This window comes from Pseudoalteromonas sp. S2721 (assembly GCF_005887425.1).
GTDB classification, from domain to species: Bacteria; Pseudomonadota; Gammaproteobacteria; order Enterobacterales; family Alteromonadaceae; genus Pseudoalteromonas; species Pseudoalteromonas simplex.
On the sequence record NZ_PNCZ01000023.1, the window covers coordinates 1 to 25,980 of the forward strand.

Sequence of the window (25,980 nt, forward strand, 5' to 3'; positions counted from 1 at the left end):
CATAGTAGCAAGCTACTCTCTGTTACCGCTCGACTTGCATGTGTTAGGCCTGCCGCCAGCGTTCAATCTGAGCCATGATCAAACTCTTCAATTAAAAGTTTTTTGTTTGAAGTAAACTTCAAACCATGCTCAATGAATTCTGATTTTGATTACTCTCTATAAATAAAGAGAAATCGAATTGACTATATAGTCACTCAGCTACATTTGAGACTCTAAATTTGTTTGCGTCATCTAGCGAACTAGAATCTGCTGTTAGAACTCAATCTGCACGAGTGCCCACACAGATGATTGCTTTATATTGTTAAAGAACGTTGCGACGTTGTCGCTAGGGATGCGTATAATACATCCTTAATTTTTCGAGTCAACACTTAATTTCAAACTTTCTTTCGATTATTTGAAACCGAAGTTTCACTTAACTCTCTGCTACGTTGTTCAGCGTCTTTCGTTGCTGCCCGCCGTGTCAGTGGGGTCGCATTATAGGGAGATGGATTTTTTACGCAAGCACTTTTTTCAATAAAATTTAAAAAAACGTACTGTTCGCTCAGCTTTTGAACTAAACACCCTAAAACTGGCTGTTTAGCAGTCAATTTAGCTCTGTTTTGGTGTATTTATTTGCTTCGCTGTTACACTAGACTGAGCGCATTTTAAAATTAAAAGGTGAATTTATGACTATCCGTTCTTATAAAGGGATCACTCCGACATACGATAATAGTGTTTATATTGATGAGTCATCGGTTTTAGTGGGTGATATTACGCTTGGTAAAGATTCAAGTGTATGGCCTCTTGTTGCTGCGCGAGGTGATGTTAACTATATACGTATTGGTGAACGTACGAACATTCAAGATGGCAGTGTTTTACATTTAACACGTGCCTCTAAGTCAAACCCCGATGGCTACCCTCTTATTATTGGTGATGATGTCACTGTTGGTCATAAAGTTATGCTACACGGCTGCCAACTTGGTAATCGTATACTTGTTGGGATGGGCGCAATTGTGATGGACAACGCAATTGTTGAAGATGATGTGATCATTGGTGGTGGTTCATTAGTACCACCTAACAAGCGTTTAGAGTCTGGTTACCTTTATGTCGGTAGCCCTGTTAAACAGGCTCGCCCTTTAACAGAGCAAGAGCGCGCCTTTTTAAATATCTCTGCTGATAATTATGTTCAGCTTAAAGATGAATACTTAGCTGAGGGCTAAAACACCTCGGTTAATTCGATTTGTCCTGCCGAGTTATACTGCTCATCTTCGATCAGCTGCTCGGCGAGCTCTTCGTAATCGAAACGATAAGATTCAAAGTAATTAACTGCACTGCTTTGATCTGCAAAATCATACTTGCTGGTATCAATAACACACTCCACCATAAAGCCACTAACTTGGGCAAAAAACACCAACTGCTTTTCTTCAGGCTTAAATTCGAGTCTGTCTATAAATTGGATAGCTTGATTCACGCAATTTCTCCTGCTTTAAGCGCGCTAACAACGGGGATGATTTCTGGCATTTTATTGCGCCATACAAAATAAGCCTGTGCCGCTTGACCAACAAGCATGCCACAACCATCGAGAGTTAAACATGTTGGGTTAATCGACTTAACCCAACATGTAAATGTCGTATCATCATTCGCGTAAAACATATCGTAAGCGCACTGACACTTAGCAACGCACTCTTTTGCTATACCAGGCAGCTCTCCCGTTACGCTACTTGAGGTTGAATTAATCACCACATCATAGTTGTTTGCTGGGATATCATTCAAAGCAAAGCCCTGCACATCAATTTCACCATTAAAATGACTCGCTAGCGCCTTTGCTTTTTCGGCGGTACGGTTGGCTATTGTTAAGCTTTCGATTTGCTCATTCAATAATGGCTGAATGACGCCTCGCGCCGCACCACCAGCGCCAATAAGAAGTACTCGCTGCCTTTTTAAGGTGACTTTATTGGCTAAAAGATCTTTAACAAGCCCTACACCATCGGTGTTATCCCCCAGCAGGCTACCATCTTCGAGTTGTTTAATCGTGTTTACTGCTCCGGCTATTTTCGCTTGCTCTGTAAGTTCATCGACCATGGCAAACGCTTGCTCTTTAAATGGCAAGGTGACATTAGCCCCTTTACCACCCGCAGCGAAAAACTCAGCGACAGTTTTTTCAAATGCATCTGTTGGTGCTAAAATGGCGCTGTATTGTATTTGCTCGTTTAATGATGCAGCAAATTGTGCGTGTATTGCGGGTGATTTCGAATGTTTTATTGGATTTCCAAAAACCGCGTATTTGTCCATAGTGAAGCAACCTCTTCGCCCTGTAGAGCTTTATTAATATTATGATTAAACGACTTTTTTCTAAATCGAAACCAACGCCTGAAACACCTACCCCAGAAAAAACACCTTACGAAATTATTGGCGGTGAAGCAGGAGCTCGAGCAATTGCAAATCGATTTTACGACATAATGGCCACAGATGAATACGCCAAACCATTATATGATATGCATCCGCAGCCTTTAGATAGAATTCGCCAAGTCTTCTTTGAATTTTTAACGGGCTGGCTGGGCGGCCCTGACCTATTCGTTGAAAAATATGGTCACCCAATGCTAAGAAAGCGTCACATGCCTTTCCCTATTGATCAAGACCTACGTGACCAATGGATGCATTGTATGAATAAAACGCTTGATATCGAGATTGATAACCCACTCCTGCGCGAAGGGTTAAGACAATCGTTATCGCAACTCGCCAGCCATATGATCAATCAAAACTAACGAAGCTTTGCGCTATATCAATGTACGCTTTTTCTAAATAAAGATAATAAATTTTCCTTAATTTAGAAAAAGCGTCGTCGAATGAAGTCTATCCAATTTAAAATTTATGCCTTGTTAGCACTAACAGGCGTATTGGTATTATTTGCCAGTATATTCAGCAGCGCTCAGCAACAGCATGAATTAGCGCAAGATACCGTTGAAAGTAACATAAAACTGCTTGCCGATAATTATTTTGATTCTATTAACACCATGATGCTAACTGGCACTATGGCTAATCGCGAAATTCTGAGTACTAAATTAAGAAGCCATCCTAATATTGCAGACGCCCATATCATTCGTAGTCCAATCGTTAATAAAATTTATGGGCCAGGAAATGCCAACCAAGTTGCGACTAACGATGCTGAACGAAAAGCACTGACAGGCACTGAAGCACTATTTATTGATAATCAAAAAAGTACGATGACTTATCTAAAGCCTATGTTTGCTCGCAGTGATTATAAAGGAACAAACTGCTTAGGCTGCCATCAAGCACAAGAAGGCGATGTGTTAGGTGTAGTAAAAATTAGTTATTCGTTGGCTGATATTGAGCAAGAAGTATCGCAAAACACCTTAACGAATACGCTACTACTAACGACTATTTTCATTACTGCATTTTCACTACTGGCCGTGATGTTTAGAAAAATATTCATCAAACGCTTAAAAGTCATTAGCCACACCATGCACTTGGCAACCACCAATAAAGATTTAAGCCTCACGGTAAATGACAGTAATAATGACGAGCTTAGCTCTCTCGCCACCAGCTTTAATCACATGATAGGCGCGTTTAAAGATAATATTGCCCAAGTCTCCCATTCTTCTAAGGTATTGATCCACTCAGCCGAAAGCATTTATGCCTCAGCGGATACCACCGAGCAAGCGATCTTAAAGCAAAAGCAAGGGACAGATTCGGTCGCTGCCGCCATCAACGAATTAGAAAGCTCATCAAGCGAAGTAAAAAACACCACCCATTTTGCGTCTGAGAAGTCTGAGCACAGTAATCAACTTGCGCAGCAAAGCTTACATGTTGCTGAGCACACTGAGCAAAGTATTAATCAACTTGCGGCAGATGTTAGAGCGGCAGCTGAGCAAGTAAGTCAACTACAAACGCAAACGTTAGACGTTGGTAAAGTACTCGAGGTGATCAGTAGCATTGCCGAGCAAACTAACTTACTTGCACTTAATGCTGCGATTGAGGCAGCTCGTGCTGGTGAAGCTGGCCGAGGCTTTGCTGTGGTAGCCGATGAAGTACGTACTTTAGCAACCCGTACCCATGACTCAACCGACGAAATTCGCCGCACTATCGATAAACTACAAGCTGAAGCAGCACAAACCGTTAATACCATGAATAACTCTTGCGAAGAAGCCGACGAAAGAGCAGTTCAAGTTAAGCAAGTTGCAAAAGCTCTACGTGATATTTCTTCGCAGATGAGCGAAATAAATCAACTTAACGTGCAAATCGCTGATGCCACTGAACAGCAAAATCTAGCAGCTGAAGAAATTAACCAAAGCGTTATAGCAATTAGTGACAATGCCGAGCACTCATTGGTTGATGCCCATGAAAACCAAAAAGTCAGTGAAGAGCTGTTGTCGTTAGCACGGTCACTGGATGAACAAGTAAGACGCTTCAAATTAAGCTAAATTGCGCACTTTTCGTGCAACTGCTAGAGTTGTTATATACATTTCATAGTAAATAAGGATGTTTAAATGAAATTTATAACAACTCTTTTAGTCTGCATTGGGATTATTGCAGCGCTATTATTTACCTATCAGCACAGCGTGAATGATACTGCTGATCAACTAAGCACTATTGATCAATATATTTATCAGGATGATATTCAACAGATTGCTCAATCTCTTATCAGTCAAGATAAAACCTCACAGAGCGATAAACATGAACAAAGCATTGTTGATGGTTTTGATAAGCTTATTCAGCACCCTGAATATTTTGAGGTGAAACTTGATTTCTATGCCTGTGATATTAGTCAATGCTTAACACAGGTTAGTGCCCCCATTGATACACCATCTGATAAGTTAGAGATATTAAAAGCAGAAGTGCTATTTAGTGTGTTGGCAGAGCTGACTAACAGTGACAGTGTCGCCACCCTCGTAGAGGGTGACAACGCAATGTTGGTTCGAGTGGTTTCAATACTTGATTAAAGCTGCCACTGACGTGCAACTAAATCTGATTCTTTGCTGTTTAACCAATCTTGCGGACGTAAATAGTACTGATACAGCTTAGCTTCTGGGCTATCTGCAGCAGGTACATAGTTATACTCCCAACGTGCTAATGGTGGCATCGACATCAAAATTGACTCAGTACGTCCGCCTGTTTGTAAGCCAAATAATGTACCGCGGTCCCAAACAAGATTAAATTCAACATAACGACCACGACGATACAGTTGGAAATCGCGTTGCTGTTCGGTTGTCGGCGTGTTTTTACGGCGCTCAATAATAGGAAGGTAAGCATCTAAATAGCCATTTCCTACCGCCTGCATAAAGGCAAAGCTTTGTTCAAAGCCGAGCTCATTTAAATCATCAAAGAATAAGCCACCAACACCACGTGTTTCGCTACGGTGTTTTAGATAAAAGTAATCATCACACCAGTTTTTATATTTGTCGTAAACTGTTGCACCGAATGGCTGACATAAATTGCTTGCCACCTGATGCCAATGTTGTACATCTTCAAATACAGGGTAATAAGGTGTTAAATCAAAACCACCGCCAAACCACCAAATTGGATCTTCACCTTCTTTTTCGGCAATGAAGAAACGCACATTGGCGTGACTCGTTGGAATATGTGGATTATTAGGATGGATCACTAATGACACACCACATGCATGAAAACTACGACCTGCGAGCTCTGGACGATGCGCTGTTGCAGATGCTGGCATTGACGCGCCAAAAACATGCGAGTAGTTTACCCCCCCCTGTTCGATGACATTACCACCTTGGATAACACGAGTACGACCACCGCCGCCTTCTGCACGTTGCCAATTATCTTCAACAAATTTTGCTTTGCCATCGGCACTCTCAAGACCCTGACAAATTGTATCTTGTAAGGCCATTAAATAGGTTTTAACTTGTTCGAGTAGCTCGCTTTGCATGTTTATCCTCTAAATACTTTGCCGGTCGCAGCGTCTTTGATCACACTTGGTTGGCTGTTGCCACCTAACGGCTCATCAACATAAAAATCTACCGTGTCAGCAAATTCGCTTTTCGCTTGTGCGATAGTCATTACCGTTTCTTGACCGGTTAAGTTTGCACTTGTTGAAACTAACGGCTTACCAAATTGCTGACACAGGGCTTTTACTGTTGGGTGATCAGTTACACGCACAGCAATAGTATCAAATTGACCCGTTAACCACTTTGGCGTTTCTTTTGCTGCCGGCATCACCCAAGTGATAGCACCTGGCCATTGTGAAAAGATATCAGCACGTTTATCCATGGGGATTTTGGCATCATCTACATACTTTAATAACTGGCCATAATTGTCAGCAATTAAAATTAAGCCTTTTTCTACAGGGCGTTGTTTGATGGCTAAAAGCTTTTCAACCGCAGATTGGTTATCAGGATCGCAACCAAGACCAAAAACAGCTTCGGTTGGGTAAACAATCACACCGCCTTGCTGCAAAGCGTCAATTGCATTGGCTGGTTGTGCAACAGGATCAGACAAAGAAACTCTCCTAAATAAACAAATTACAAGTGCATTAAGATTCGACTAACTTATGCATACACGACTTCTGCGGGCATTGTAACACAACACCTGAGGCAGTTTTCTTTTCGGTCATAATTGGCCACTGACAGGCAGGACACTCGGTCGCCACAGGTTTATGATTAAGCGTATATTTACAGCGCGGATAGCCATCACAAGAATAAAAGGTTTTGCCAAACTTATTACTACGCGCAACCAGCTGGCCTTTTTTGCATTTTGGGCAAGCAGGTAATTGAGGGGCACCGTCAGGCTCTTCATCATGTGCAATATAGTGGCACTCGGGATAGCCCGTACACCCAATAAACATGCCGTAGCGGCCATTTTTAATTACCAATGGCTTGCCACATTCTGGGCAGGCACTGTCTTCGAGTACTTTTATTTGTTGGCTATCGTGATGAGCTAATGGGCGGATGTAGTCACATTTAGGGTAACTGGCACAGCCTAAAAATGGCCCTGACTTTGAGTTGCGCATAACCAATTCAGAACCGCATTTAGGGCAAACCTCATACTCTTTTTCGAGTGCATGTTTATCTGCAGAAAAAAGAGAATGGTCGATTTTACTCATAAGATTCCTGTGGGGTTGGCTAATTTTCGCCTAATATACCCAAACTCAACAAAGATACAAGCAAAGTCGAATTAATGTAATACATCGGTTGGTTCGTCAAATATTAAGTCTTCCATTTGTGCGTAAGCTTGCTCTGATCCAGGTACATTAAATAACACCATCAGCACTACCCACTTTAGATCTTCCAAAGAAATAAATGGTTTATCTAAAGCGCAAAGCCTATCTATCACCATTTCGCGGGTTACGGTGTTAATCACACCAATTTGCTCAATAAACATTAAAAAGCCGCGACACTCAACACTTAACATTTGGCATTCACTATCTGTGTAAATACGCATAGCATGTTGTGGTTGGGCATTAAGGTACGGGTAGATATCGCTTTGTTGTAAGTCTGCGAGTTGCTCTAGCCAATCAAGGGCTTTGTAGATTTCAGGTTTGTTGAAGCCAGCACGAACTAACTCATCGGTAAGTTCGTTCTCTTCAGTAAAGATTTCAGCTTCACTATGGATATAGTTTTCAAAAAGATACATGAGGATGTCAAACATGTTTATGTCCTCCCAGTCTTATATAACCATCTAGTACTCGTTCGATTTTATCTGCGAGCTCTAGGTCGAGTAACCGAGCTTGTACTTCGTCTACAGGTAATTGGCTGCGCTGTGTTATTTGGTCAACACTTGTTACCTCACACCCTATACTTTTGAACACTGGGCAGTCGGGTTCATCTGCTATGGGCTGTTCTATACTATATAGACTGTTTTCACAGAAAAAGCTCACTTCATCAAGAATATCACTAATATTTTCTGTCAATTTAGCGCCTTGCTTAATTAAAAAATGACTCGCCTCTGAAAGTGGGCCTTTTATCGAACCCGGCACGGCAAACACTTCTTTATTCTGCTCAAGTGCATAGCGTACAGTAACCAAAGAGCCACTTTTAATCTGCGCTTCTACAATCAACACACCTAATGATAATCCAGAGATAATACGGTTTCGGCGCGGAAAATTAGCGGCATTAGCAGCAGTGCCTGGTAAGAACTCAGAAACCAATAAGCCCCGCTCTGCAACTTGTTTAATGAGCAAACTATGGCGTTTGGGATAGGCAATATCGATACCCGTACCAAGTACAGCAATGGTGTTTCCTGTTCCTGCTAATGCACCTTTATGGGCTGCGCCATCAATGCCCAAAGCCATACCAGATGTCACCGTCATGCCAACAGATGATAATTGATGAGCAAATTCAGCGGCTATTTCAAGCCCTGTTGGTGTGGCATTACGGCTACCGACAATTGCTATTTGTGGTGACCGTAATAGCTCAGTGTTACCTAAACAAAATAATAAGATAGGTGCACTGGCTATTTGTTTGAGTAAGGGCGGATAGTTGCTATCAAAATAACTGATCACTTTGATTTTAAGCGTTGATATCTGCTCTTGATAGTGGGCGACTAATTGCCAGTCGGTATTAACTAAGTTATCGGCTTGGCTTTGTGATAAGCCCAGCTGCTGAAGCTCTAAACTAGATAACTTAAATAGCTCATCCAGTGGCTGCTTTTGACTTAATGCAATAAGGCTTTTTATCCCAAGCCCTTTACATAAATAAAAGGCAAGCCAATGGGATAGCTTGCCTGAAACCTGTGCCATGCTCCCTCCTTAGAGCGCCCAAATTGTGAGTTAGTTTATAACTGCATAATCTCCAACTCGGATCGGGTGCTGATTTTTCACAATCAATGCGTAGCTAACGTTGTCATATACCTTAAACACCATTAGTTCACCGACTTTTTCCTTTGGCATATGCCATACACTACTGTCTTCGTCACTTTCGATACCGAACAGCTCATTTGCGTCAGTCATGAATTTCTCAAGGCTGTTAGAGTCTTCGCGGTAGCGAGGACCATTGCGGCCGTCATACACTTCTGGTGATTGACGTTGAATATCGAGGACGAAACCCGGTTTCACTTGGTCCGAGCCTAAGTTTAGTACAACAATATCCATGGTACTAAATTCACGCATTTCATTAGCTGACGCGATTATCGTGCCATCTAAAGCCGTGTCTGGACGTTTCATTGTGAAATAGGCAGGCAACATCTGCCCTTCCATTGCTGGCATTAAAAAGTCATGCGGCTTAATTTCTTGTTTTACTAGCTCAACCTTAACTGAGGCAGGAACGCCATTTGCTACATCACCGCTTCTAAATGAGCGAACAATCGCCACAAGCTCAGCTTTATTCGCCAATACTTCATTGGTCTTTGGATCAACAAGGTCATTTCCTTTTCGATAAACCCCATACGCTTCATTTAAATGCAGGTCACCTTTAACATAGAGTGTATGCCCCAAGGTGTTCATTTTAGTATTAACACTAGCGCCTAAAATATAGGGTTTATCAGCAATAATTTCGGCACTAATCGCTTGCTCATAGCTTAAATATGGGCGTAATAATTCCAATGGTAAGGTAGGCACTGCATTTTTGCCTTTTGGAGTGATTCGCCCTTCTGGAGAGAGTTTTTTATAACGCGCATTTTTAACTAAACGAGGATTTCCGTCTTTATCGTAAATTAAAGTGAGCGCATCACCCGGGTATATTAAATGTGGATTCGCAATTTGTGGATTCATTTGCCATAAGTCAGGCCATTGCCAAGGCTCATCTAAATACACACCAGAAATATCCCAAAGTGTGTCGCCCTTTTTTACAACGTATTGTTTTGGCGCATCTTTTTTTATTGTTAACACATCAGCAATTGCAGGAAAAGCACTGCTAAAGGCTAGCAAAGCCGCAACTAGTGGGTATCTCATTTGGCTTCCTTGTGTTGTTTTTCGATTATTATCAACCAAAACCTGTTAAAGGTGAACACGAATGGCTAAAATAAGAGCATACAATACCCTAAATGAATCACAAGTGTAAAAGGTAACTATGGCTAGGTTAGAAGTTTTAAGATTTCCGGATGAGCGTTTACGTACAATCGCGAAAGAAGTGCCAGAAGTAAACGATGAAGTTCGTCAAATCGTCAAAGACATGCTTGAAACTATGTATGACGAAAACGGTATCGGCTTAGCAGCAACGCAAGTAGATATCCACCAGCGCATTGTGGTGATCGATGTATCTGAAGAGCGCGACCAACCGTTAGTGTTAATCAACCCAGAAATCACCAAAAAAGATGGTTCAACTGTGAGTGAAGAAGGCTGTTTATCTGTTCCTTACTCATACGCAAAAGTTGACCGCGCAGAAACAGTTACTGTTAAAGCGCTTAATGAAAACGGTGAAGAATTCAGCCTTGACGCTGACGAGCTATTAGCAATTTGTATTCAGCATGAGCTTGACCACCTTAAAGGCACCCTATTTATTGATTATCTATCGCCTTTAAAGCGCCAACGTATCCGTAAAAAGCTTGAGAAAGAAGCTAAGCTGGCTGCTAAATCATAAGTTAATCAATAGGAATATCTGTGACACAACCATTACGCATTATTTTTGCTGGTACGCCGGATTTCGCTGCGCGCCACTTACAAGCACTGATTGACTCAGAGCACGACATTGTTGGTGTATATAGCCAACCTGATCGCCCAGCGGGCCGAGGTAAAAAGCTAAAAGCCAGTGAAGTTAAAGAGCTGGCACTTGCTCATGATTTACCTGTATTTCAACCGCAATCACTCAAATCAGATGAAGCACTTGCAGAGCTTACCAGCCTGAACGCCGATATTATGATTGTAGTGGCGTACGGCTTACTGTTACCAAAAGCGATTTTAGATGCACCGCGCTTAGGCTGCTTAAACGTGCATGGCTCTATTTTACCGCGCTGGCGTGGTGCTGCACCGATCCAACGTGCTATTTGGGCTGGTGACAATGAAACTGGTGTAACAATAATGCAAATGGATGAAGGCTTAGATACAGGCGACATGCTGCATATCAGCCGTTGCCCAATTGATAGCACAGAAACCAGTAGCTCTTTATACGATAAGCTAGCTGCACTCGGTCCTGATGCACTGATCAGTACAATCAACCGTCTTGCTGCAGGTGAAATCACTCCAGAAAAGCAAGATGATGCACAAGCTAATTACGCTAAAAAGTTATCAAAAGACGAAGCCAATATTGATTGGTCAATGGATGCTGCGCAAATTGAGCGTAATATCCGCGCTTTTAATCCATGGCCTGTTTGTTTTACCGAAATGGCAGGACAAACAGTAAAAATTTGGCAAGCCGAAGTTGTATCGCAAACTGCACAAGCCGGTAAAATCATTGCTGCTGATAAGCAAGGTATTACTGTTGGCTGTGGGCAAGATGCACTTAAAATCACCCTTCTTCAACCGCAAGGTAAAAAACCAATGGCTGTTACTGACTTTTTAAATGGTCGCAGTGATTGGGTCGAGCCTGGCTCAGTATTAGGTCAAAGCAATGAGTAATGTAAGAGCACTTGCTGCTGAAACCCTTTACAACGTGGTCGATAAAGGTGCGTCGCTTAATCAAGAGCTACCTTTTGCAAGCCAGGGTTTATCGCCGAAAGATAAAGCCTTACTACAACAAATTTGCTACGGTGTGCTGCGCTATTTACCTAGCCTAGAAAATTATTGCCAGCAACTTTTAGATCAACCACTAAAAGGTAAGCGCCGTATTTTCCAGTTCTTGTTGTATGTGGGTATTTACCAACTTCAACATATGCGTGTACCGCCTCATGCAGCAATCAGCGAAACGGTTAATGCGCTTCAGCAAATGCGCGCACTGGGTTTAAAAGGTCTGATTAACGCGATTTTACGCAGTTTCCAACGTGAGCAAGCTGAGCTTGAAGAAAAAGCAAAGCAAATTCCTGTTTGCAAATTTAACCACCCAGGTTGGTTTATCAAACAAGTTACTGCAGCTTATCCTGATAACTGGCAAGAAATTCTTGAAGCGAATCAGTTGCAAGCACCTATGTGGTTACGTGTAAACCAAGCGCAGTACAGCACCCAAGAATACAGCGAGATGCTTAAAGCAAATGATATTGAGCATACCCTTAATGCTGATTTTCCTGATGGTATTAAACTAGCTAAACCGTGTGATGTATACGCATTACCAGAGTTTGATACCGGTGCCTGCTCAGTTCAAGATGCAGCGGCACAATTAGCAGCACGCTTTTTAGATCCACAAAATGATGATGTCATTTTAGATGCGTGTGCAGCGCCAGGTGGTAAAACGTGCCATATCCTAGAACTTGCCGACGCTGACGTATTAGCACTAGATAGCGACAGCGAGCGTCTAGAACGTGTTAAACAAAACTTAGTGCGTATTGGCTTGGCTGCCGATCTACAATGTGCCGATGCTTCACAACCCCATATCTGGTGGGATGAACAGCAATTCGACCGTATTTTGCTTGATGTGCCTTGTTCAGCAACTGGCGTGATCCGTCGTCACCCTGATATTAAGTGGTTACGTCGTGCATCTGATATTGAAGATCTAGCTAACTTACAAGGCGATATCCTAAATAGCATTTGGCCTCTACTTAAGCCTGGTGGTACGTTAGTTTATGCGACCTGCTCTGTATTACCGCAAGAGAACCAACAACAAGTTGCTAAATTCCTTGCCAATAATCAAAGTGCTGAACACATACCTTTGCATGAAAACGACACCCCTACTTTACCTGGTCTGCAATTACTGCCTGGTGAAAGTGACGGTTTCTATTACGCAAAGCTAGTTAAAAAACACTAATAAGAACAAGCTATGAAAATAATCATACTCGGTGCCGGACAAGTTGGTGGCACATTGGCAGAAAACCTCGTAGGTGAGCAAAATGAGATCACCGTTGTCGATATCGACGGTAACCGTTTGCGAGAGCTACAAGATAAGTACGACTTACAAGGTGTTACCGGTCACAGTGCGCATCCCGATGTATTGCGTCGCGCAGGCGCAGAAGACGCCGATATGATTATTGCCGTAACCAGTTCAGATGAAGTGAACATGGTTGCTTGCCAAGTTGCTTATAGTATTTTTAACACACCAACCAAAATTGCTCGTATTCGCTCAGAGCAATACTTAAAGTACCGTGAAAAGCTATTTCATAATGACGACTTACCTGTTGATCACTACATTGCTCCTGAAGCGCTGGTAACTAAGTATATTCGTCGCTTAATCGACTATCCGGGTGCTTTACAGGTATTACAATTTGCCGATGGCATGTTATCGCTGGTTGCGGTGAAAGCCTATTACGGTGGTTTGCTGGTGGGTTATGCACTTTCAGCCTTGAAAGAGCACATCCCGAATGTCGAAACCCGGGTAGCGGCTATTTATCGTCAAGGTAAAGCGATTAAACCACTTGGCACAACCGTTATCGAAGCGGACGATGAAGTGTTCTTTATCGCTGCAACAAAGCATATTCGCGCAGTCATGAATGAACTTCAAAAGCTCGAACGTTCATACAAAAAGATCATGATCGCCGGTGGTGGTAATATCGGTGCGGGCCTTGCGCGTTCACTTGAGAAAAACCACAGCGTTAAGCTGCTTGAGCGCAATAAAGAGCGTGCAGCACAGCTTTCTGAAATGCTTGATAACACCGTCGTATTTTGTGGCGATGCCTCTGATCAAGAACTGTTATCTGAAGAACATATTGAACAAGTAGATGTTTTCATTGCTGTTACCAATGATGATGAAGCAAACATTATGTCTGCGATGCTGGCAAAGCGTATGGGCGCACAAAAAACCATGGTGCTTATTCAGCGTGGCGCTTATGTAGACTTAGTACAAGGTGGTGAGATTGATATTGCTATTTCGCCTCAGCAAGCCACTATTTCAGCACTACTAACACACGTTCGCCGTGGTGACATTGTTAATGTTTATTCGTTACGTAAAGGCGCAGCAGAAGCTATTGAAGCTGTCGCTCATGGTGATGAGCATACATCTAAAGTTGTTGGCCGAGCAATTGCTGAGATTAAGCTACCAGCTGGAACTACCATTGGTGCAATTGTACGTAACGATGATGTGCTGATTGCCCATGACGATACCGTTATTCAGTCTGGCGACCACGTTATCATGTTCTTGATTGATAAAAAGCACATTACAGTTGTTGAAAAGCTATTCCAAGTAAGTGCTATCTTCTTGTAAACGAACGCTTATAAACGAAAAAAGCAGCCATGACAGCTGCTTTACGACTCTTGAAGTGAAAGTACCTAACTTTTCTAAAAGATTCTACTGAATTTGAGCAAACTCTTCTTTTGAAAGTTCGCCATTACCATCGCTATCTAGCTCTGGAAATAACTTTTCAAGCTGCATATTTGCAGATGCTTCTTCTTTGCTGATCACACCATCACCGTCGGTATCGAACGTTGCAAAGCTTACGCCTTGTGCAAAGGCTGCTGATGATGTTGCTAGTGCTAAAATTGCGATTGTTGTGCTTAACTGTTTCATAATAACTACCTTAAATTTTAAAAGAGTGAAATCCGTTTCTGAGATCCTTGCTTAGTGGAAACTGGTATAACTACGTACTAATTCAGTTATTCGGCTTCAGAGAACTCAGCTTCAGTAAGAACGCCGTCGCCATTCACATCTAGTGTTTTAAACTGCGACATAATTTTTGCGTCAACGGCTGCTTCACTTTTGCTAACCACGCCATTACCGTCAACGTCTAGAGTGTCAAAGTCAGATGCAGCAAAAGCTGCTGATGATGATGCAAGTGCGATTAAAGCTAATGTTTTGTTTACTGTTTTCATAATCATATTCCTTCAATATTAAGAGTATTAGCTGATCACACTTCCAGTGTTGTCCTTTGTCATGGATTCCCTTATCCATTTAGGCTGTCTTTGGCAGCTCAGAACTAATCAGCTAAATAAACTGGTTTTGCTTAATCACATTAAGCTTTTGAAAATTCTTGTTTCGATAACTCACCGTTACCGTCAGTGTCTAGTTCACTGAATTTGCTCATAAGCTCAGCATCTACCGATGCTTCGCTTTGGCTGATAACACCATTGCCATCAACATCTAAGGTATCGAAGTCACTCATCGCAAATGCTGCAGATGAAGATACAAGTGCCATAAGTGCTAGTGTTTTATTTACTGTGTTCATAATGTCATTCCTTCAAAATGTGTTGTCTTGAGTTAGAAATCCTTTTCAGTGCGTCCTTACAATGAAATTAAGCTTTTGAGTACTCTTGTTTTGACAGCTCACCGTTGCCGTCTGTATCAAGCTCTTTAAATTGGCTCATTAATGCTTCGCTTACAGATGCTTCGCTTTTGCTGATTGCGCCATCACCATTAACATCTAATGTGTCAAAGTCAGCGGCAAATGCTGCAGATGAAGTTGCAAGAGCTACAAGTGCTAAAGTTTTGTGTAACGTTTTCATAATCACTATTCCTTCAATGTTGTCTCAACTGTGATAAAGGATATGTTCCTGAATCAGTTTTTCTCTGTGTTCGCTAAGACTATTTCAACTTCGATGCCAAAGTTAAAAAGAACAATAAAATCAGTGCATTAAATTAAAACACCGAGAATTAGGGGGAAATAACGCGATTTATTTGTTGCTGTTTTGCAACAAGCTCGGTGGTTGGTTTTTTGTCACCTTTAAAATCAATAAGTTACAAAGATTAAAATGGAGACAATAGCGATTAATTCGGATTAGAAAACAGAAAAGTTAGGGATTGGAAAATAAATACTATCTGAACAACAAAACTTAAAGAAAAAAATCGAAATTAATTTAATTAGTAATACATTGATTTAATTGGTTATTTAAATTTATTTATAAAATAATTTTAATATCTGTAGGGTTAAATTGAGGAAAATAGCCATTTTGTTGCAAAATGGCGAATTGGCATTAACTATCCAACACTGAAAGGTCAATTAAGTGCTCTTTCATAAACGCTTTCATTTCATCTTCACTGCTATCAAGCTGTACACCGAACATAAAGCCACCCGCTCGCTTGCGTACGCTGCATACCTTGCCACTAAACTCACGTTTACTTAGGGTGATTTGGCAGCTTTGTCCTTTAAAAGCGCTTAAGTCCTCCTTGCTATTAATATCAAACTGCACACCTGTCACAGAAATATCTTTAATAAGCCCTGCCAGTTTTTGCTCTGCAATGACTAAGTTTGCAGGGAATAACGTAGGAATACGCGCTTCACTACGCAAACTATAAAGCTGCACTTGCTGAGGGAAGTCAAGAAAGATTAAGCGATAAGGGTGCGATGATAAGGCGCTTATTTGCTGGCGAAAAGCAATTACTTGACCACCGCCCGCTTCGAGCACAGCCCGTATAATCACCATCACACCGTCTTTGATGAAATCACTGCCGTTCGCCAATCGCTTTGAGGAAGGGTAATTTAAGATGATGTATTGCTCATTCATCAAGCCAATAAACTCTGTTTTCACACGCTTACTATTTGTTGGTGTGATAATTTCCACATCAACTAAGCTACCAGCAGGAATACAGGTTAACTTTTCTAAATTTAATTGCTTTTGGGTTTTTGGCACTTTTTTGATCTCCATTCCTAGAGAGTTATCCGCCGTTTACCCTCGCCAAAACGTTGGGGTAAATAACACTAATAAAGTAAATATTTCTAAACGACCAAATACCATCGCAATAGTAAGTAGCCATTTTGCCGTATCAGAAATCGCGCCGTAATGAGCAGCGACTTCACCTAAACCAGGGCCTAAGTTATTTAAGCAAGCAGCGGTTGCTGAGAATGCACTGATGTTATCCATACCGGTGCCCATCAGCGCCAACATAATAATGACGAACACTAACGCATAGGCTGAGAAAAAGCCCCAAACGGCTTCTACAACTTTATCTGGGAGTGCTTTTCGGCCTAATTTAATTGAATAAATAGCCCTCGGGTGCACTAGACGATTAAGTTCACGAATACCTTGTAGGTAAAGTAAGAACACCCGCACGACCTTCATACCACCACCGGTAGATCCGGCACAGCCGCCAATAAAACTTGAAAAGATAAGTAAAATAGGTAGGAACAGCGGCCATGCTGAGAAGTTATCAGTCGCAAAGCCCGCGGTTGTACTCATTGAAACCGCTTGGAACATGGCTTGGTCGAGAGTCTCATCACCATCGGCATAAATATTATTTGATGACAGCACAGTAAAGCAGACAATAACTAAGGCTAATTGAATCAATAAAAACACTTTGAATTCAGGGTCGCGTAAATAAACACGAATATTGCGTGACGATACAGCTGCATAGTGCAGCGAGAAGTTAATGGCTGCAATCAGCAAAAACACGACACAGATAAAGTTAATTAATGGGCTATCAAACTGCCCCATTGATGCGTCGTAGGTAGAGAAGCCGCCAATCGCAATCGTAGAGAATGCATGACATATTGCATCAAACCAATCCATCCCTGCAGCCCAGTATGCAAGCGTACAGGCAATCGTCAGCGATACATAGATATACCAAAGGTGCTTTGCAGTATCGGCAATACGCGGTGTCATTTTTGAGTCTTTAACCGGACCAGGTGTTTCTGCACGGTATAGCTGCATACCACCGACACCTAGCATAGGCAGTACCGCGACCGCTAGTACGATGATCCCCATACCACCTAGCCATTGCAGTTGCTGGCGATAAAAGAGCACTGATTTAGGTAGGTATTCTATGCCCGTAAGTACGGTAGCCCCTGTCGTTGTCAGCCCAGAAAAGGCCTCAAATACGGAGTCAGCTAGGGAGAGGTTAGGTTCTTGTAAGAACACTAAAGGCACCGCAGCGAAGGTACCTAGTACTAACCAGAACAAGACCACAATCAAGAAGCCTTCACGGGCTTTAAGATCACCATGTTCATGACGGTTTGGATAATAAGCCGCTAAACCAATTACAACACTAAAGATAAAAGCGAGAACGAATGGCACACCACCACCGTCTTTGTAGATCAAAGACACCAGTGCCGGTGGCACCATAGTGATACTAAATAACGCCACCAGCTGGCCGAGAATTTTTATTATGGTACGAAATTGCATCTAGGCGTATCGCTTTCTTATTAAATGTTTAGCTAATACAGTTTATTGTCTTACAGGCTTAATTGTAAGTAAACGGAATGTATTATTTTTACATTTCAAACTTTTCTGACTTTTAGGCTAACTTCGCCATGAGTCAATTCATGGATATCAGCAATCGCTTGCTCTGCCTGACGGCTATCGATTTCAATTTGCCAAGTGATGTTCTCTGCAAATTGTTTTTCGATATTAAGCACCTGATACTGATTTTTTAATAACTGCTCGATTGCACCTTGTACGCTGTAATCACTTTGGCCAACCAGCTCAACACTCGGTACCTTGGTAATGGTTTTAAGCTCGCGCATGGCATTATTTAAACTACCGCCGTAAGCGCGAACTAGCCCACCTGTACCAAGCTTGATGCCCCCGAAATAACGGGTTACCACCGCTGTAATTTCACCAATACCAGAACCTGTTAATACATTAAGCATTGGTTTACCTGCTGTGCCATTGGGTTCACCATCATCAGAAAAACCATACACATGACTGCCACCGGGGTTACCCGCAACATGTGCCCAGCAATTATGACGAGCATCGCTGTATTTATCTTGAATTTCTTTAATAAAGGCTTTTGCTGCCGCAAGATCAGGAGTGTGGGCAATATGCACAATAAAGGTGCTTTTTTTGATTTCTTCTTGGTAAAAAACCGGCTCAGCCGGATATTGGTATTCAGACATAATCGCTTATCTAAAAAAATGGGGCCTATTGGCCCCGATATTCACGAACCTTTATCGTTAATCTAAGTGTAGATCACGCGTCATGTTTTCTAGGCTATCTTCATGAACAATAATATTATCTTCAATACGGATACCGCCAAATGGCTTAAGCGCTTCAACTTTTTCCCAGTTAATAAACTGTTTGTTGTCAGTTTGCGCAAGGTCACCTAATAACGAGTCGATAAAGTATAAACCAGGTTCAATAGTAAATACTTGGTTCTTTTCGATTAAGCGAGTGCAACGTAGGAAAGGATGACCTTCAGGTGGTGCTTGGTGCGCACCTGTATCATCAGCCATAAAGCCACCCATATCGTGAACTTGTAAACCAAGGTGGTGACCAAGACCATGCGGGAAGAACGTCGACGTAATACCACGTTCCACAATTTCAGCGGCTGGTAATTTCACAATATTAAAGTCGCTTAGTACTTGCGCTACACGCTGGTGACAATCTAAATGCAATTCACCGTATAATAGACCTGGCTTTAATGCTTTACCTAAAGCGATTTGATGCTCAGTCATTACTTTAATTAAGTCGCTAAATTCACCTGACTTTTTAAAGTCATAAGTACGTGTGATATCAGCAGCATAACCATTAAAGTTTGCACCAGCGTCAATAAGGAAAGAATGATGCGTTTGCGGCGCTTTAGGTTCAAAATGCGTGTAATGTAAAATTGCACAGTTCTCATTTAGTGCAACGATATTACCGTAAGGCATTTCGTTTTCACTCTGGCGGGTAGCCATGAGGTAAGCTTGCTGAATATCAAACTCTGAACCACCAGCAAAAAACGTATCACGTGCTGCTTTATGGCCATCTACTGCGATACGGTTAGCTTGTCGTAAACACTCAAGCTCGTATTGTGTTTTATAAGCACGATGAAAATGCAAGTAGTTCATCACTGGCTCTGGATTCATAATGCTAAAGCCCAGTGCTTGCGCTACTTCTAAATATTCACCGATATAAGCATATTTAGCTTTATCATAAGGAAGCAGTTTTTCTACCTGATCTGGCTGTACTAATAATTCAATATCAAAATACTCAGCCCAAAAATCACGTGGTTCGTCAGGCACTTTATGCCAAAAGTCGACTGGACGATAAAAAATCAGTTTCGGCTTAGATGCACCATCAACCACAATCCAGCAATGTGGGTTGTCGATCACTGGTAACCAAGCTTTAAATTGCGGATTCACCTTAAACGGATAATACATGTCATCTAAAAACTGACGTTTAGCCTGACCTGAGTGAATTACTAACCCTTCTAAACCTTCACGCTCTGTAATTGTACGAGTGCGTTGTTGCAAGGTTGCAATATGTTCGGCGTATAGCACCGCTAATTTATCCATAGTAAACCCATCTTTAGTAAATTTAACTTGTTAGAAGTCTATCATAGCCAGCACTATCCCCCAACTGAGGGAGAATAGTGTGGCAAATCGAGTTTAACCACCCATCGACATATCAAGGATTGGCGCTAGAACATTGCCATCGCGTCCTAATCGAGTGTGATAAACCTGCCTGTAAGCGAACACGTTCTTAACGTAGTTTCGTGTCTCTGTATAAGGAATTAACTCAATCCACAGCTCTGCTGGCATAGCTTGCTCAGGGATCCAGCGTTTAATACGATGGTAGCCCGCATTATAAGAAGCCGTTGCTAGGATTTCGTTGCCATGATTTTTCTTTTTCAAATACTGCAAATACTCACTACCAAGACGAATATTAGTACGAGGCTGATATAACTGTTTTCGTGATACCGAGCTCTTATTCATATATTTAGCAGTGCTTGGCAACAACTGCATTAAACCATGGGCATTGGCATGAGAACGCGCATCCGGTGCAAAAGAGCTTTCACGGCGTGAAATTGCAATGCTCCAAGCGACATCAATATGGCTACGACTACTATAAGTGGCAAACACATTCTTAAATGCAAATGGGAAACGTAAGTCGACATAGTCCCACTCTTTTATTTGCGCTAAGGTGTAAATGGTACTGTCATACCAATCAAGTTCAGCAGCAAGCAAAGACGCGGCGAGCTTTTCTTCTTTGGTTGATGTATCCGTTAAATAATTCCATTCACGACGCGCAGAAGTAAAACGCTCAAGCTCATACAAAGCGCGAGCGCGCTTAAAGCCAGGGGCATTGGCCACCTCAAGCTTTAACTTGTTACTTATATTAATTTCTTTATTATTTAAGCTAACCGGAACACCTAAGCGTGCAGACGCTAAAAAGCCGTAATAGTCACGCTCTTTAGCCACTGTTTGCCAAATCTCACGAGCACGTTCGACTTCACCACGTTGATTTAAGCTATACGCCAGCCAATATTGCTGACCAAGGCTCAAGTTTTCTTTACCTGTGAAAAACGCCACAATGCCAGACCAATCTTGCCTCTCTAGCATATTACCAAGTTGCCATTGCATTAACTTTTGAGTTTGGCGTTCTTTAGGCACCTTATTTAACCAAAAGCGTGCTTGTTGATGACCGCTTGAGGCAAGCGATAACGCAAAGCTGTAGTAAACGTCTGCTTTTTGCTCGTCAGTGTAATTAAACATGGTTTCGAGTTTTTCCCATGCACGTAATGCAAGGTCTTTATCTCGCCATACTAAGCGCTTCACACCATAAATCGCGATTTGCCCTTCTTTAGCAGACTTTTTCTTATAACGATAAAGACCCGCCGAAGCACTTGGGTCTTTGCGTACAGTTAAATATAAATCAGCTAAATATTGATCAGCACGAGGCAATAATGTTTTTAAATATGGAATTAAACTCGATGAGCCTCCTTCGGCTGCTAAGCTAATACGCTGCCAAACTCGCTCTTCGGTTTGGTAGCCTTTATTCTTCCAAAGTGAGAACAACTCATCACATTCTTTTGGCTGAGATTTTCCTACCACCCATAAATCTGTTACTTGGTTCATGATGGCTTTTTCAGGGGCACCTAAGTCCAATTGAAAACTTAAATAAGGACAAGTTAATTCGTTATTGCTTGTTTCGCGGTAGTTACGAATATAAGCCGCTTTTTTATTATACTTTTTTAAATAATTAAGCCATGCCTTACGCACAGGCCACTCTAATGGCGTGTTTTGGTAAACATTGAGGTAGTCCTCGATTTCGGTCTGGTGTTTAAGGCTTGGATTCCGTTGCCAATAAGCCTTTTCGACATAAGGTTTCAACGGGTGATCAAGCCCATTTGCCGCCTCTTTCATATCTTGATAATCACCGTAACGCGCCTTTTTTTCTGCTTTTAAAAAAGCGTCATGTTTATCGTTGGCTTCAGCTGCAAAAAAAGGAAAAAGTAATGCGGCAGCTGTCCAACCAAAGAGTTGTTTTTTCATGATGACCTTTAACAAAAATTAAAGAATTAATAACAAAAAACTTCTGCTACACCTTAGCACCAAACCAGCTATATTTTAACCAATCGCGATAAAGCGTAGTAAATTTTTCGTTGCATTTTCATTTTAAAGCAAGCACACTGATTGAAATGCAAACTCATCGTACCAGTCTTAGTTAATAAACTAGGGAGAATAATAATGTTATATAAAAGCGATTCATTTGAAGTTGCTTTCATCAAGGACAACATCGCCGAGTTTAAGTTCTGTGCAGACGGCTCAGTAAATAAACTTTCGCAGCAAACCTTGCAAGATTGCGCTTTAGCATTAAAAGAATTGGCAACAAACTCAGATATCAAAGGCATGGTGTTCACCAGCGATAAAGATCATTTCATTATCGGCGCCGACATTTTCGAATTTTTACCTACATTCACTAAACCTCAAGAAGAACTTGTTGCATGGATCAAAAATGCAACTGACGTTTTTGACGCTATTGAAGATTTACCTTTCCCAACGTTAAGTGCTGTAAACGGCATGGCGCTTGGTGGTGGATGTGAGTGGGCACTTGCTACCGATTATCGCGTTGGTAGTACTGATGCTAAAATTGGCCTACCTGAAGTTAAACTAGGTATTATGCCTGGTTTTGGTGGTACAGTTCGCCTTCCACGCCTTATTGGCGCTGATAATGCGATGACATGGATCACTACAGGTAAAGAAAACCGCGCCGCTGATGCCCTAAAGGTAGGTGCATTTGACGCAGTAGTTAGTGCTGACAAACTTTTAGAGTCAAGTATTGCAACACTTGAGCAAGCAATTGCTGGCAAGCTAGATTGGCAAGCAAAACGACAAGTAAAATTACAGCCACTGAAAATAAACCGTGTTGAGCAAGGTATGAGCTTTGCGATGGCGGAAGGCATGGTAATGGGTCAGACAAAAGGTCACTACCCAGCACCTGTTATGGCTGTAAAAACAATCAAAGCTGCGGCAAACTGTGAACGCGCTGAAGCAATGGCGATTGAAAACGCTAACTTTGCTAAATTAGCAGCAACAAGCGAAGCTGCTGCGCAAACAGGTATTTTCTTAGCTGACCAATACATTAAAGGTAAAGCGAAGAAGCAAGCTAAACACAGTGAGCTTGAGATCAAACAAGCTGCTGTATTAGGTGCTGGTATTATGGGCGGTGGTATTGCATACCAGTCTGCTTATAAAGGCACACCTATTATCATGAAAGACATCAACCAAGATGCACTTGATTTAGGTATGGGTGAAGCATCTAAGCTACTTGGCAAAAAAGTACAACGTGGCCATATGGCGATGGATAAGATGGTTGCTACCTTAGGCAAGATCAAGCCAACGCTAAACGATGCAGACTTACAAAGCGCAGACATCGTTGTTGAAGCTGTGGTTGAAAACCCTAAAGTGAAGCAAGCTGTTCTTGCGGGCCTTGAAAAAGACTTACCAGCGGGCACTATCCTAACTTCAAATACCTCAACAATTCGTATTGACGAGTTAGCATCGGCACTTGAAAAACCAGAAAACTTCTGTGGTATGCACTTCTTTAACCCAGTGCCAAAAATGCCATTAGTAGAAATCATTCGTGGTGAAAAAACATCAGAAGCAACAATTAATGCCGTTGTTGATTACGCATTAAAACTTGGTAAATCACCAATCGTTGTAAACGACTGCCCTGGTTTCTTTGTAAACCGCGTACTATTCCCTTACTTTGCAGGTTTCAGCAAACTTGTTGTTGAAGGTGCTGACTTCACTAAAGTTGATAAAGTGATGGAAAATGTATTTGGTTGGCCAATGGGTCCTGCCTATCTTCTTGATGTTGTAGGTATCGATACAGCTTATCACTGTACTGGTGTAATGGCTGACGGTTTCCCTGAGCGTATGGCTCGCCAAGATAAAGACCCTGTTACTGTATTTGCAAACGAAAAACGCTTTGGTCAGAAAAATGGTGCTGGTTTCTACCAATACGCGCCAGACCGTCGTGGTCGCCTGAAAAAAGCAAAAGATGCTACAGCAACTGAGTTACTGAGTGCTATTACTGATGCACCTAAAGATTTCGATAAACAAGAAATCATTGACCGTTGTATGATCCCGATGATCAACGAAGTACTACTTTGTTTACAAGAAGGTATCGTAGCGTCACCACAAGAAGCTGACATGGCGCTAATTTACGGCATTGGTTTCCCTCCATTTAGAGGCGGTGCATTCCGTTACTTAGATCAAACTGGTTTAGCGAACTTTGTTGCAACAGCAGACAAATACGCTCACTTAGGTGCGATTTACCAAGTATCAGATGAAACTCGCAAGTGGGCCGAAGAAGGCCGTGTATTCTATAAGGTGGAAGGATAAGAAACATGAATAATCCAGTAATCGTAGATTGTATCCGCACACCAATGGGTCGTTCAAAGAACGGCGTATTCAAAAACAAGCGTGCGGAAGATTTAAGTGCTCACTTAATGAAAGGTTTGTTAGACCGTAACCCAGCCGTTGATCCAGCATCAATTGATGATATTTACTGGGGCTGTGTACAACAAACTTTAGAGCAAGGTTTTAACATTGCTCGTAACGCAGCACTACTAGCCGGTATCCCTCACTCAGTACCAGCTGTCACAGTTAACCGTTTATGTGGTTCATCAATGCAAGCATTACACGATGCAGCACGCGCTATTATGACTGGCGCTGGTGATACCTACATCATTGGTGGTGTTGAGCACATGGGTCACGTACCTATGACTCACGGTAATGATTTTCACCCAGGTTTATCAACGTCTGTAGCACAAGCTGCTGGCGTAATGGGTTTAACTGCAGAATACCTTGCTACGCTACACGGCATTAGCCGCGAGCAACAAGACGAATTTGCTTACCGTTCACACCAACGTGCACACGCGGCAACTGTTGAAGGTCGTTTCCGTCGTGAAATCCTGCCAATGGAAGGTCACGATGCAGATGGTTCTTTAATCTTAGTTGAAGACGATGAAGTAATCCGTCCTGAGACAACTGTTGAAGGTTTATCGCAACTTCGCCCTGTATTCAATCCAGCATCAGGTAGCGTAACCGCAGGTACTTCTTCTGCACTTTCTGACGGCGCATCAGCAATGCTTGTAATGAGCGAAGAGAAAGCAAAAGAACTTGGTTTACCAATTCGTGCGCGTATTAAATCAATGGCTGTTGCAGGTTGCGATCCATCAATCATGGGTTACGGCCCTGTTCCTGCATCGCAAAAAGCACTTCAACAAGCAGGTATCACTATTGACGATATCGATGTTGCAGAGCTTAACGAAGCCTTCGCAGCACAATCTCTACCAGTATTAAAAGACCTAGGTCTGATGGATGTGGTAGATGAAAAAGTTAACCTAAATGGTGGTGCAATTGCACTTGGTCACCCACTTGGTTGTTCTGGTTCACGTATTAGCACAACGCTTGTTCACCTAATGGAAGACAAGAACGCTAAATACGGCCTAGCAACTATGTGTATTGGTTTAGGCCAAGGTATTGCAACTGTATTTGAGCGCGTAGAATAACAAGCTCGCATCAAACATCTTGGTGATAAAAAGGCGCACTGACTTGCTCAGTGCGCCTTTTTTATTTGCTTTGCTTTCACTTATTGAAACTGGCAGCAATAGAAAGTTAAAATATCCGCTTATTAATAGTCTCTTTCATCCAAAAGGTCAGCCATGAGTTTTGATAATCCCGATCACCAATTAGATGCACTTGGCCTACGTTGTCCAGAACCTGTCATGATGGTGCGTGGCGCAGTACGAAAAATGAAAGATGGGGAAACATTACTTATCATCGCCGACGACCCATCAACCACCCGCGATATCCCAAGCTTTTGTACATTTATGGATCACACTCTTGTGGCTAAAGATGTAAAAGAAGCACCGTATAGATACTTAGTGAAGAAAGGGTTGTAACGATTTGCTAGTTGCTAGTTGCTAG

General features: G+C 42.0%; 28 protein-coding genes and 1 rRNA gene. 11 read left to right on the forward strand and 18 right to left on the reverse strand.

From position 1 onward, the window contains the following. Positions 1–94: ribosomal RNA gene (locus tag CWC02_RS09725) — 16S ribosomal RNA — on the reverse strand; the annotation flags it as partial. Between the two features lie 571 nt (positions 95–665). On the opposite strand from CWC02_RS09725, the gene CWC02_RS09730 reads away from it, so the two are divergent. Beyond that, positions 666–1,199, forward strand: a complete 534-nt coding sequence (locus tag CWC02_RS09730; RefSeq protein WP_138617959.1) for a gamma carbonic anhydrase family protein — start codon at positions 666–668, stop codon at positions 1,197–1,199. On the opposite strand, the gene CWC02_RS09735 is transcribed toward CWC02_RS09730, so the two are convergent. Together CWC02_RS09735 and aroE are read right to left on the reverse strand one after the other, a co-directional pair. Then, positions 1,196–1,450 (reverse strand): DUF1488 family protein, encoded by a 255-nt coding sequence (locus CWC02_RS09735; protein ID WP_054554756.1) that lies wholly within the window; start codon positions 1,448–1,450, stop codon positions 1,196–1,198. The two genes, CWC02_RS09730 and CWC02_RS09735, sit on opposite strands and share 4 nt — an antisense overlap. Continuing rightward, positions 1,447–2,271, reverse strand: coding sequence for a shikimate dehydrogenase (gene aroE / locus CWC02_RS09740; RefSeq protein ID WP_138617961.1), 825 nt, complete (start codon positions 2,269–2,271; stop codon positions 1,447–1,449). Before aroE ends, CWC02_RS09735 begins: the two co-directional genes overlap by 4 nt. Before the next feature lie 41 nt (positions 2,272–2,312). On the opposite strand from aroE, the gene CWC02_RS09745 reads away from it, so the two are divergent. From CWC02_RS09745 to CWC02_RS09755, 3 genes are all read left to right on the forward strand, one after another. Continuing rightward, positions 2,313–2,744, forward strand: coding sequence for a group II truncated hemoglobin (locus tag CWC02_RS09745; protein ID WP_138617963.1), 432 nt, complete (start codon positions 2,313–2,315; stop codon positions 2,742–2,744). Positions 2,745–2,825: 81 nt separating this feature from the next. After that, the gene (locus tag CWC02_RS09750; RefSeq protein ID WP_138617965.1) at positions 2,826–4,421 is read left to right on the forward strand and encodes a methyl-accepting chemotaxis protein; all 1,596 of its coding nucleotides are present in this window, start codon (positions 2,826–2,828) and stop codon (positions 4,419–4,421) included. Between the two features lie 66 nt (positions 4,422–4,487). Further along, a complete protein-coding gene (locus CWC02_RS09755) occupies positions 4,488–4,940 on the forward strand; it encodes a hypothetical protein (protein WP_138617967.1) in 453 nt (150 codons plus the stop codon). Here CWC02_RS09755 and hemF read toward each other — a convergent pair. From hemF to CWC02_RS09785, 6 genes are all read right to left on the reverse strand, one after another. Continuing rightward, positions 4,937–5,887 carry an oxygen-dependent coproporphyrinogen oxidase gene (gene hemF, locus CWC02_RS09760; RefSeq protein ID WP_138617969.1) on the reverse strand — a complete coding sequence of 317 codons (951 nt, stop codon included), beginning with the start codon at positions 5,885–5,887 and terminating at the stop codon, positions 4,937–4,939. The two genes, CWC02_RS09755 and hemF, sit on opposite strands and share 4 nt — an antisense overlap. 2 nt (positions 5,888–5,889) lie before the next feature. Further along, the gene (gene tsaC / locus CWC02_RS09765; RefSeq protein ID WP_138617971.1) at positions 5,890–6,456 is read right to left on the reverse strand and encodes an L-threonylcarbamoyladenylate synthase type 1 TsaC; all 567 of its coding nucleotides are present in this window, start codon (positions 6,454–6,456) and stop codon (positions 5,890–5,892) included. Between the two features lie 34 nt (positions 6,457–6,490). Then, positions 6,491–7,060, reverse strand: a complete 570-nt coding sequence (locus tag CWC02_RS09770; protein ID WP_138617973.1) for a DNA topoisomerase family protein — start codon at positions 7,058–7,060, stop codon at positions 6,491–6,493. Positions 7,061–7,131: 71 nt separating this feature from the next. Beyond that, entirely contained in the window at positions 7,132–7,605 is a 474-nt protein-coding gene (locus CWC02_RS09775; protein ID WP_054554767.1) for a DUF494 family protein, read from the reverse strand. Continuing rightward, positions 7,598–8,695, reverse strand: a complete 1,098-nt coding sequence (gene dprA / locus CWC02_RS09780; protein WP_138617975.1) for a DNA-processing protein DprA — start codon at positions 8,693–8,695, stop codon at positions 7,598–7,600. The genes CWC02_RS09775 and dprA overlap by 8 nt, the downstream gene beginning before the upstream one ends. 30 nt (positions 8,696–8,725) lie before the next feature. Continuing rightward, a complete protein-coding gene (locus tag CWC02_RS09785) occupies positions 8,726–9,844 on the reverse strand; it encodes a LysM peptidoglycan-binding domain-containing protein (protein ID WP_054554769.1) in 1,119 nt (372 codons plus the stop codon). Positions 9,845–9,962: 118 nt separating this feature from the next. Between CWC02_RS09785 and def the strand changes: the two genes are divergently transcribed. The 4 genes from def to trkA are packed head-to-tail and all read left to right on the forward strand — an operon-like array spanning position 9,963 to position 14,114. Next, positions 9,963–10,472, forward strand: a complete 510-nt coding sequence (def, locus tag CWC02_RS09790) for a peptide deformylase (RefSeq protein ID WP_054554770.1) — start codon at positions 9,963–9,965, stop codon at positions 10,470–10,472. Positions 10,473–10,492: 20 nt separating this feature from the next. Continuing rightward, on the forward strand, positions 10,493–11,446 hold the full coding sequence (gene fmt / locus CWC02_RS09795) for a methionyl-tRNA formyltransferase (RefSeq protein WP_054554771.1): 954 nt from the start codon (positions 10,493–10,495) through the stop codon (positions 11,444–11,446). Next, positions 11,439–12,725, forward strand: coding sequence for a 16S rRNA (cytosine(967)-C(5))-methyltransferase RsmB (gene rsmB / locus CWC02_RS09800; RefSeq protein ID WP_054554772.1), 1,287 nt, complete (start codon positions 11,439–11,441; stop codon positions 12,723–12,725). Before fmt ends, rsmB begins: the two co-directional genes overlap by 8 nt. Before the next feature lie 12 nt (positions 12,726–12,737). Further along, entirely contained in the window at positions 12,738–14,114 is a 1,377-nt protein-coding gene (trkA, locus tag CWC02_RS09805; RefSeq protein ID WP_054554773.1) for a Trk system potassium transporter TrkA, read from the forward strand. Positions 14,115–14,198: 84 nt separating this feature from the next. Here trkA and CWC02_RS09810 read toward each other — a convergent pair whose 3' ends face one another. From CWC02_RS09810 to CWC02_RS09850, 9 genes are all read right to left on the reverse strand, one after another. Then, on the reverse strand, positions 14,199–14,417 hold the full coding sequence (locus tag CWC02_RS09810; RefSeq protein WP_054554774.1) for an EF-hand domain-containing protein: 219 nt from the start codon (positions 14,415–14,417) through the stop codon (positions 14,199–14,201). An 86-nt stretch (positions 14,418–14,503) separates the two neighbouring features. Further along, a complete protein-coding gene (locus CWC02_RS09815; RefSeq protein WP_054554775.1) occupies positions 14,504–14,719 on the reverse strand; it encodes an EF-hand domain-containing protein in 216 nt (71 codons plus the stop codon). Positions 14,720–14,859: 140 nt separating this feature from the next. Next, on the reverse strand, positions 14,860–15,072 hold the full coding sequence (locus CWC02_RS09820) for an EF-hand domain-containing protein (RefSeq protein ID WP_054554776.1): 213 nt from the start codon (positions 15,070–15,072) through the stop codon (positions 14,860–14,862). A gap of 67 nt (positions 15,073–15,139) precedes the next feature. After that, on the reverse strand, positions 15,140–15,349 hold the full coding sequence (locus tag CWC02_RS09825; protein ID WP_054554777.1) for an EF-hand domain-containing protein: 210 nt from the start codon (positions 15,347–15,349) through the stop codon (positions 15,140–15,142). Positions 15,350–15,817: 468 nt separating this feature from the next. Beyond that, complete coding sequence (locus CWC02_RS09830) at positions 15,818–16,474, reverse strand: flagellar brake domain-containing protein (protein WP_249364092.1); 657 nt, start codon at positions 16,472–16,474, stop codon at positions 15,818–15,820. A 36-nt stretch (positions 16,475–16,510) separates the two neighbouring features. Continuing rightward, positions 16,511–17,962, reverse strand: a complete 1,452-nt coding sequence (locus tag CWC02_RS09835; RefSeq protein WP_054554779.1) for a TrkH family potassium uptake protein — start codon at positions 17,960–17,962, stop codon at positions 16,511–16,513. Positions 17,963–18,057: 95 nt separating this feature from the next. After that, positions 18,058–18,675, reverse strand: coding sequence for a YigZ family protein (locus CWC02_RS09840; RefSeq protein ID WP_138602067.1), 618 nt, complete (start codon positions 18,673–18,675; stop codon positions 18,058–18,060). Positions 18,676–18,732: 57 nt separating this feature from the next. Next, positions 18,733–20,055, reverse strand: a complete 1,323-nt coding sequence (gene pepQ / locus CWC02_RS09845; protein ID WP_054554781.1) for a Xaa-Pro dipeptidase — start codon at positions 20,053–20,055, stop codon at positions 18,733–18,735. A 93-nt stretch (positions 20,056–20,148) separates the two neighbouring features. After that, positions 20,149–22,035 carry a transglycosylase SLT domain-containing protein gene (locus tag CWC02_RS09850; RefSeq protein WP_138617979.1) on the reverse strand — a complete coding sequence of 629 codons (1,887 nt, stop codon included), beginning with the start codon at positions 22,033–22,035 and terminating at the stop codon, positions 20,149–20,151. A 195-nt stretch (positions 22,036–22,230) separates the two neighbouring features. Here CWC02_RS09850 and fadB point away from each other — a divergent pair, with 195 nt between their 5' ends. The 3 genes from fadB (at position 22,231) to tusA (ending at position 25,955) form a co-directional block, all read left to right on the forward strand. After that, entirely contained in the window at positions 22,231–24,390 is a 2,160-nt protein-coding gene (gene fadB / locus CWC02_RS09855) for a fatty acid oxidation complex subunit alpha FadB (protein WP_138617981.1), read from the forward strand. A 5-nt stretch (positions 24,391–24,395) separates the two neighbouring features. After that, positions 24,396–25,562 (forward strand): acetyl-CoA C-acyltransferase FadA, encoded by a 1,167-nt coding sequence (fadA, locus tag CWC02_RS09860; RefSeq protein ID WP_054554784.1) that lies wholly within the window; start codon positions 24,396–24,398, stop codon positions 25,560–25,562. A gap of 153 nt (positions 25,563–25,715) precedes the next feature. Beyond that, a complete protein-coding gene (tusA, locus tag CWC02_RS09865) occupies positions 25,716–25,955 on the forward strand; it encodes a sulfurtransferase TusA (RefSeq protein WP_055199314.1) in 240 nt (79 codons plus the stop codon). Positions 25,956–25,980: the final 25 nt, after the last annotated feature.

What these genes read in the sequence shown, in the direction of transcription:
- CWC02_RS09730 (WP_138617959.1), top strand. Translation starts at nt 666, where the DNA reads ATGACTATCCGTTCTTATAAAGGGATCACTCCGACATACGATAATAGT.
- aroE (WP_138617961.1), bottom strand. Translation starts at nt 2,271, where the DNA reads ATGGACAAATACGCGGTTTTTGGAAATCCAATAAAACATTCGAAATCA.
- CWC02_RS09745 (WP_138617963.1), top strand. Translation starts at nt 2,313, where the DNA reads ATGATTAAACGACTTTTTTCTAAATCGAAACCAACGCCTGAAACACCT.
- CWC02_RS09750 (WP_138617965.1), top strand. Translation starts at nt 2,826, where the DNA reads ATGAAGTCTATCCAATTTAAAATTTATGCCTTGTTAGCACTAACAGGC.
- CWC02_RS09755 (WP_138617967.1), top strand. Translation starts at nt 4,488, where the DNA reads ATGAAATTTATAACAACTCTTTTAGTCTGCATTGGGATTATTGCAGCG.
- hemF (WP_138617969.1), bottom strand. Translation starts at nt 5,887, where the DNA reads ATGCAAAGCGAGCTACTCGAACAAGTTAAAACCTATTTAATGGCCTTA.
- CWC02_RS09770 (WP_138617973.1), bottom strand. Translation starts at nt 7,060, where the DNA reads ATGAGTAAAATCGACCATTCTCTTTTTTCTGCAGATAAACATGCACTC.
- CWC02_RS09775 (WP_054554767.1), bottom strand. Translation starts at nt 7,605, where the DNA reads ATGTTTGACATCCTCATGTATCTTTTTGAAAACTATATCCATAGTGAA.
- dprA (WP_138617975.1), bottom strand. Translation starts at nt 8,695, where the DNA reads ATGGCACAGGTTTCAGGCAAGCTATCCCATTGGCTTGCCTTTTATTTA.
- CWC02_RS09785 (WP_054554769.1), bottom strand. Translation starts at nt 9,844, where the DNA reads ATGAGATACCCACTAGTTGCGGCTTTGCTAGCCTTTAGCAGTGCTTTT.
- def (WP_054554770.1), top strand. Translation starts at nt 9,963, where the DNA reads ATGGCTAGGTTAGAAGTTTTAAGATTTCCGGATGAGCGTTTACGTACA.
- rsmB (WP_054554772.1), top strand. Translation starts at nt 11,439, where the DNA reads ATGAGTAATGTAAGAGCACTTGCTGCTGAAACCCTTTACAACGTGGTC.
- trkA (WP_054554773.1), top strand. Translation starts at nt 12,738, where the DNA reads ATGAAAATAATCATACTCGGTGCCGGACAAGTTGGTGGCACATTGGCA.
- CWC02_RS09810 (WP_054554774.1), bottom strand. Translation starts at nt 14,417, where the DNA reads ATGAAACAGTTAAGCACAACAATCGCAATTTTAGCACTAGCAACATCA.
- CWC02_RS09815 (WP_054554775.1), bottom strand. Translation starts at nt 14,719, where the DNA reads ATGAAAACAGTAAACAAAACATTAGCTTTAATCGCACTTGCATCATCA.
- CWC02_RS09820 (WP_054554776.1), bottom strand. Translation starts at nt 15,072, where the DNA reads ATGAACACAGTAAATAAAACACTAGCACTTATGGCACTTGTATCTTCA.
- CWC02_RS09825 (WP_054554777.1), bottom strand. Translation starts at nt 15,349, where the DNA reads ATGAAAACGTTACACAAAACTTTAGCACTTGTAGCTCTTGCAACTTCA.
- CWC02_RS09835 (WP_054554779.1), bottom strand. Translation starts at nt 17,962, where the DNA reads ATGCAATTTCGTACCATAATAAAAATTCTCGGCCAGCTGGTGGCGTTA.
- CWC02_RS09840 (WP_138602067.1), bottom strand. Translation starts at nt 18,675, where the DNA reads ATGTCTGAATACCAATATCCGGCTGAGCCGGTTTTTTACCAAGAAGAA.
- pepQ (WP_054554781.1), bottom strand. Translation starts at nt 20,055, where the DNA reads ATGGATAAATTAGCGGTGCTATACGCCGAACATATTGCAACCTTGCAA.
- CWC02_RS09850 (WP_138617979.1), bottom strand. Translation starts at nt 22,035, where the DNA reads ATGAAAAAACAACTCTTTGGTTGGACAGCTGCCGCATTACTTTTTCCT.
- fadB (WP_138617981.1), top strand. Translation starts at nt 22,231, where the DNA reads ATGTTATATAAAAGCGATTCATTTGAAGTTGCTTTCATCAAGGACAAC.
- fadA (WP_054554784.1), top strand. Translation starts at nt 24,396, where the DNA reads ATGAATAATCCAGTAATCGTAGATTGTATCCGCACACCAATGGGTCGT.
- tusA (WP_055199314.1), top strand. Translation starts at nt 25,716, where the DNA reads ATGAGTTTTGATAATCCCGATCACCAATTAGATGCACTTGGCCTACGT.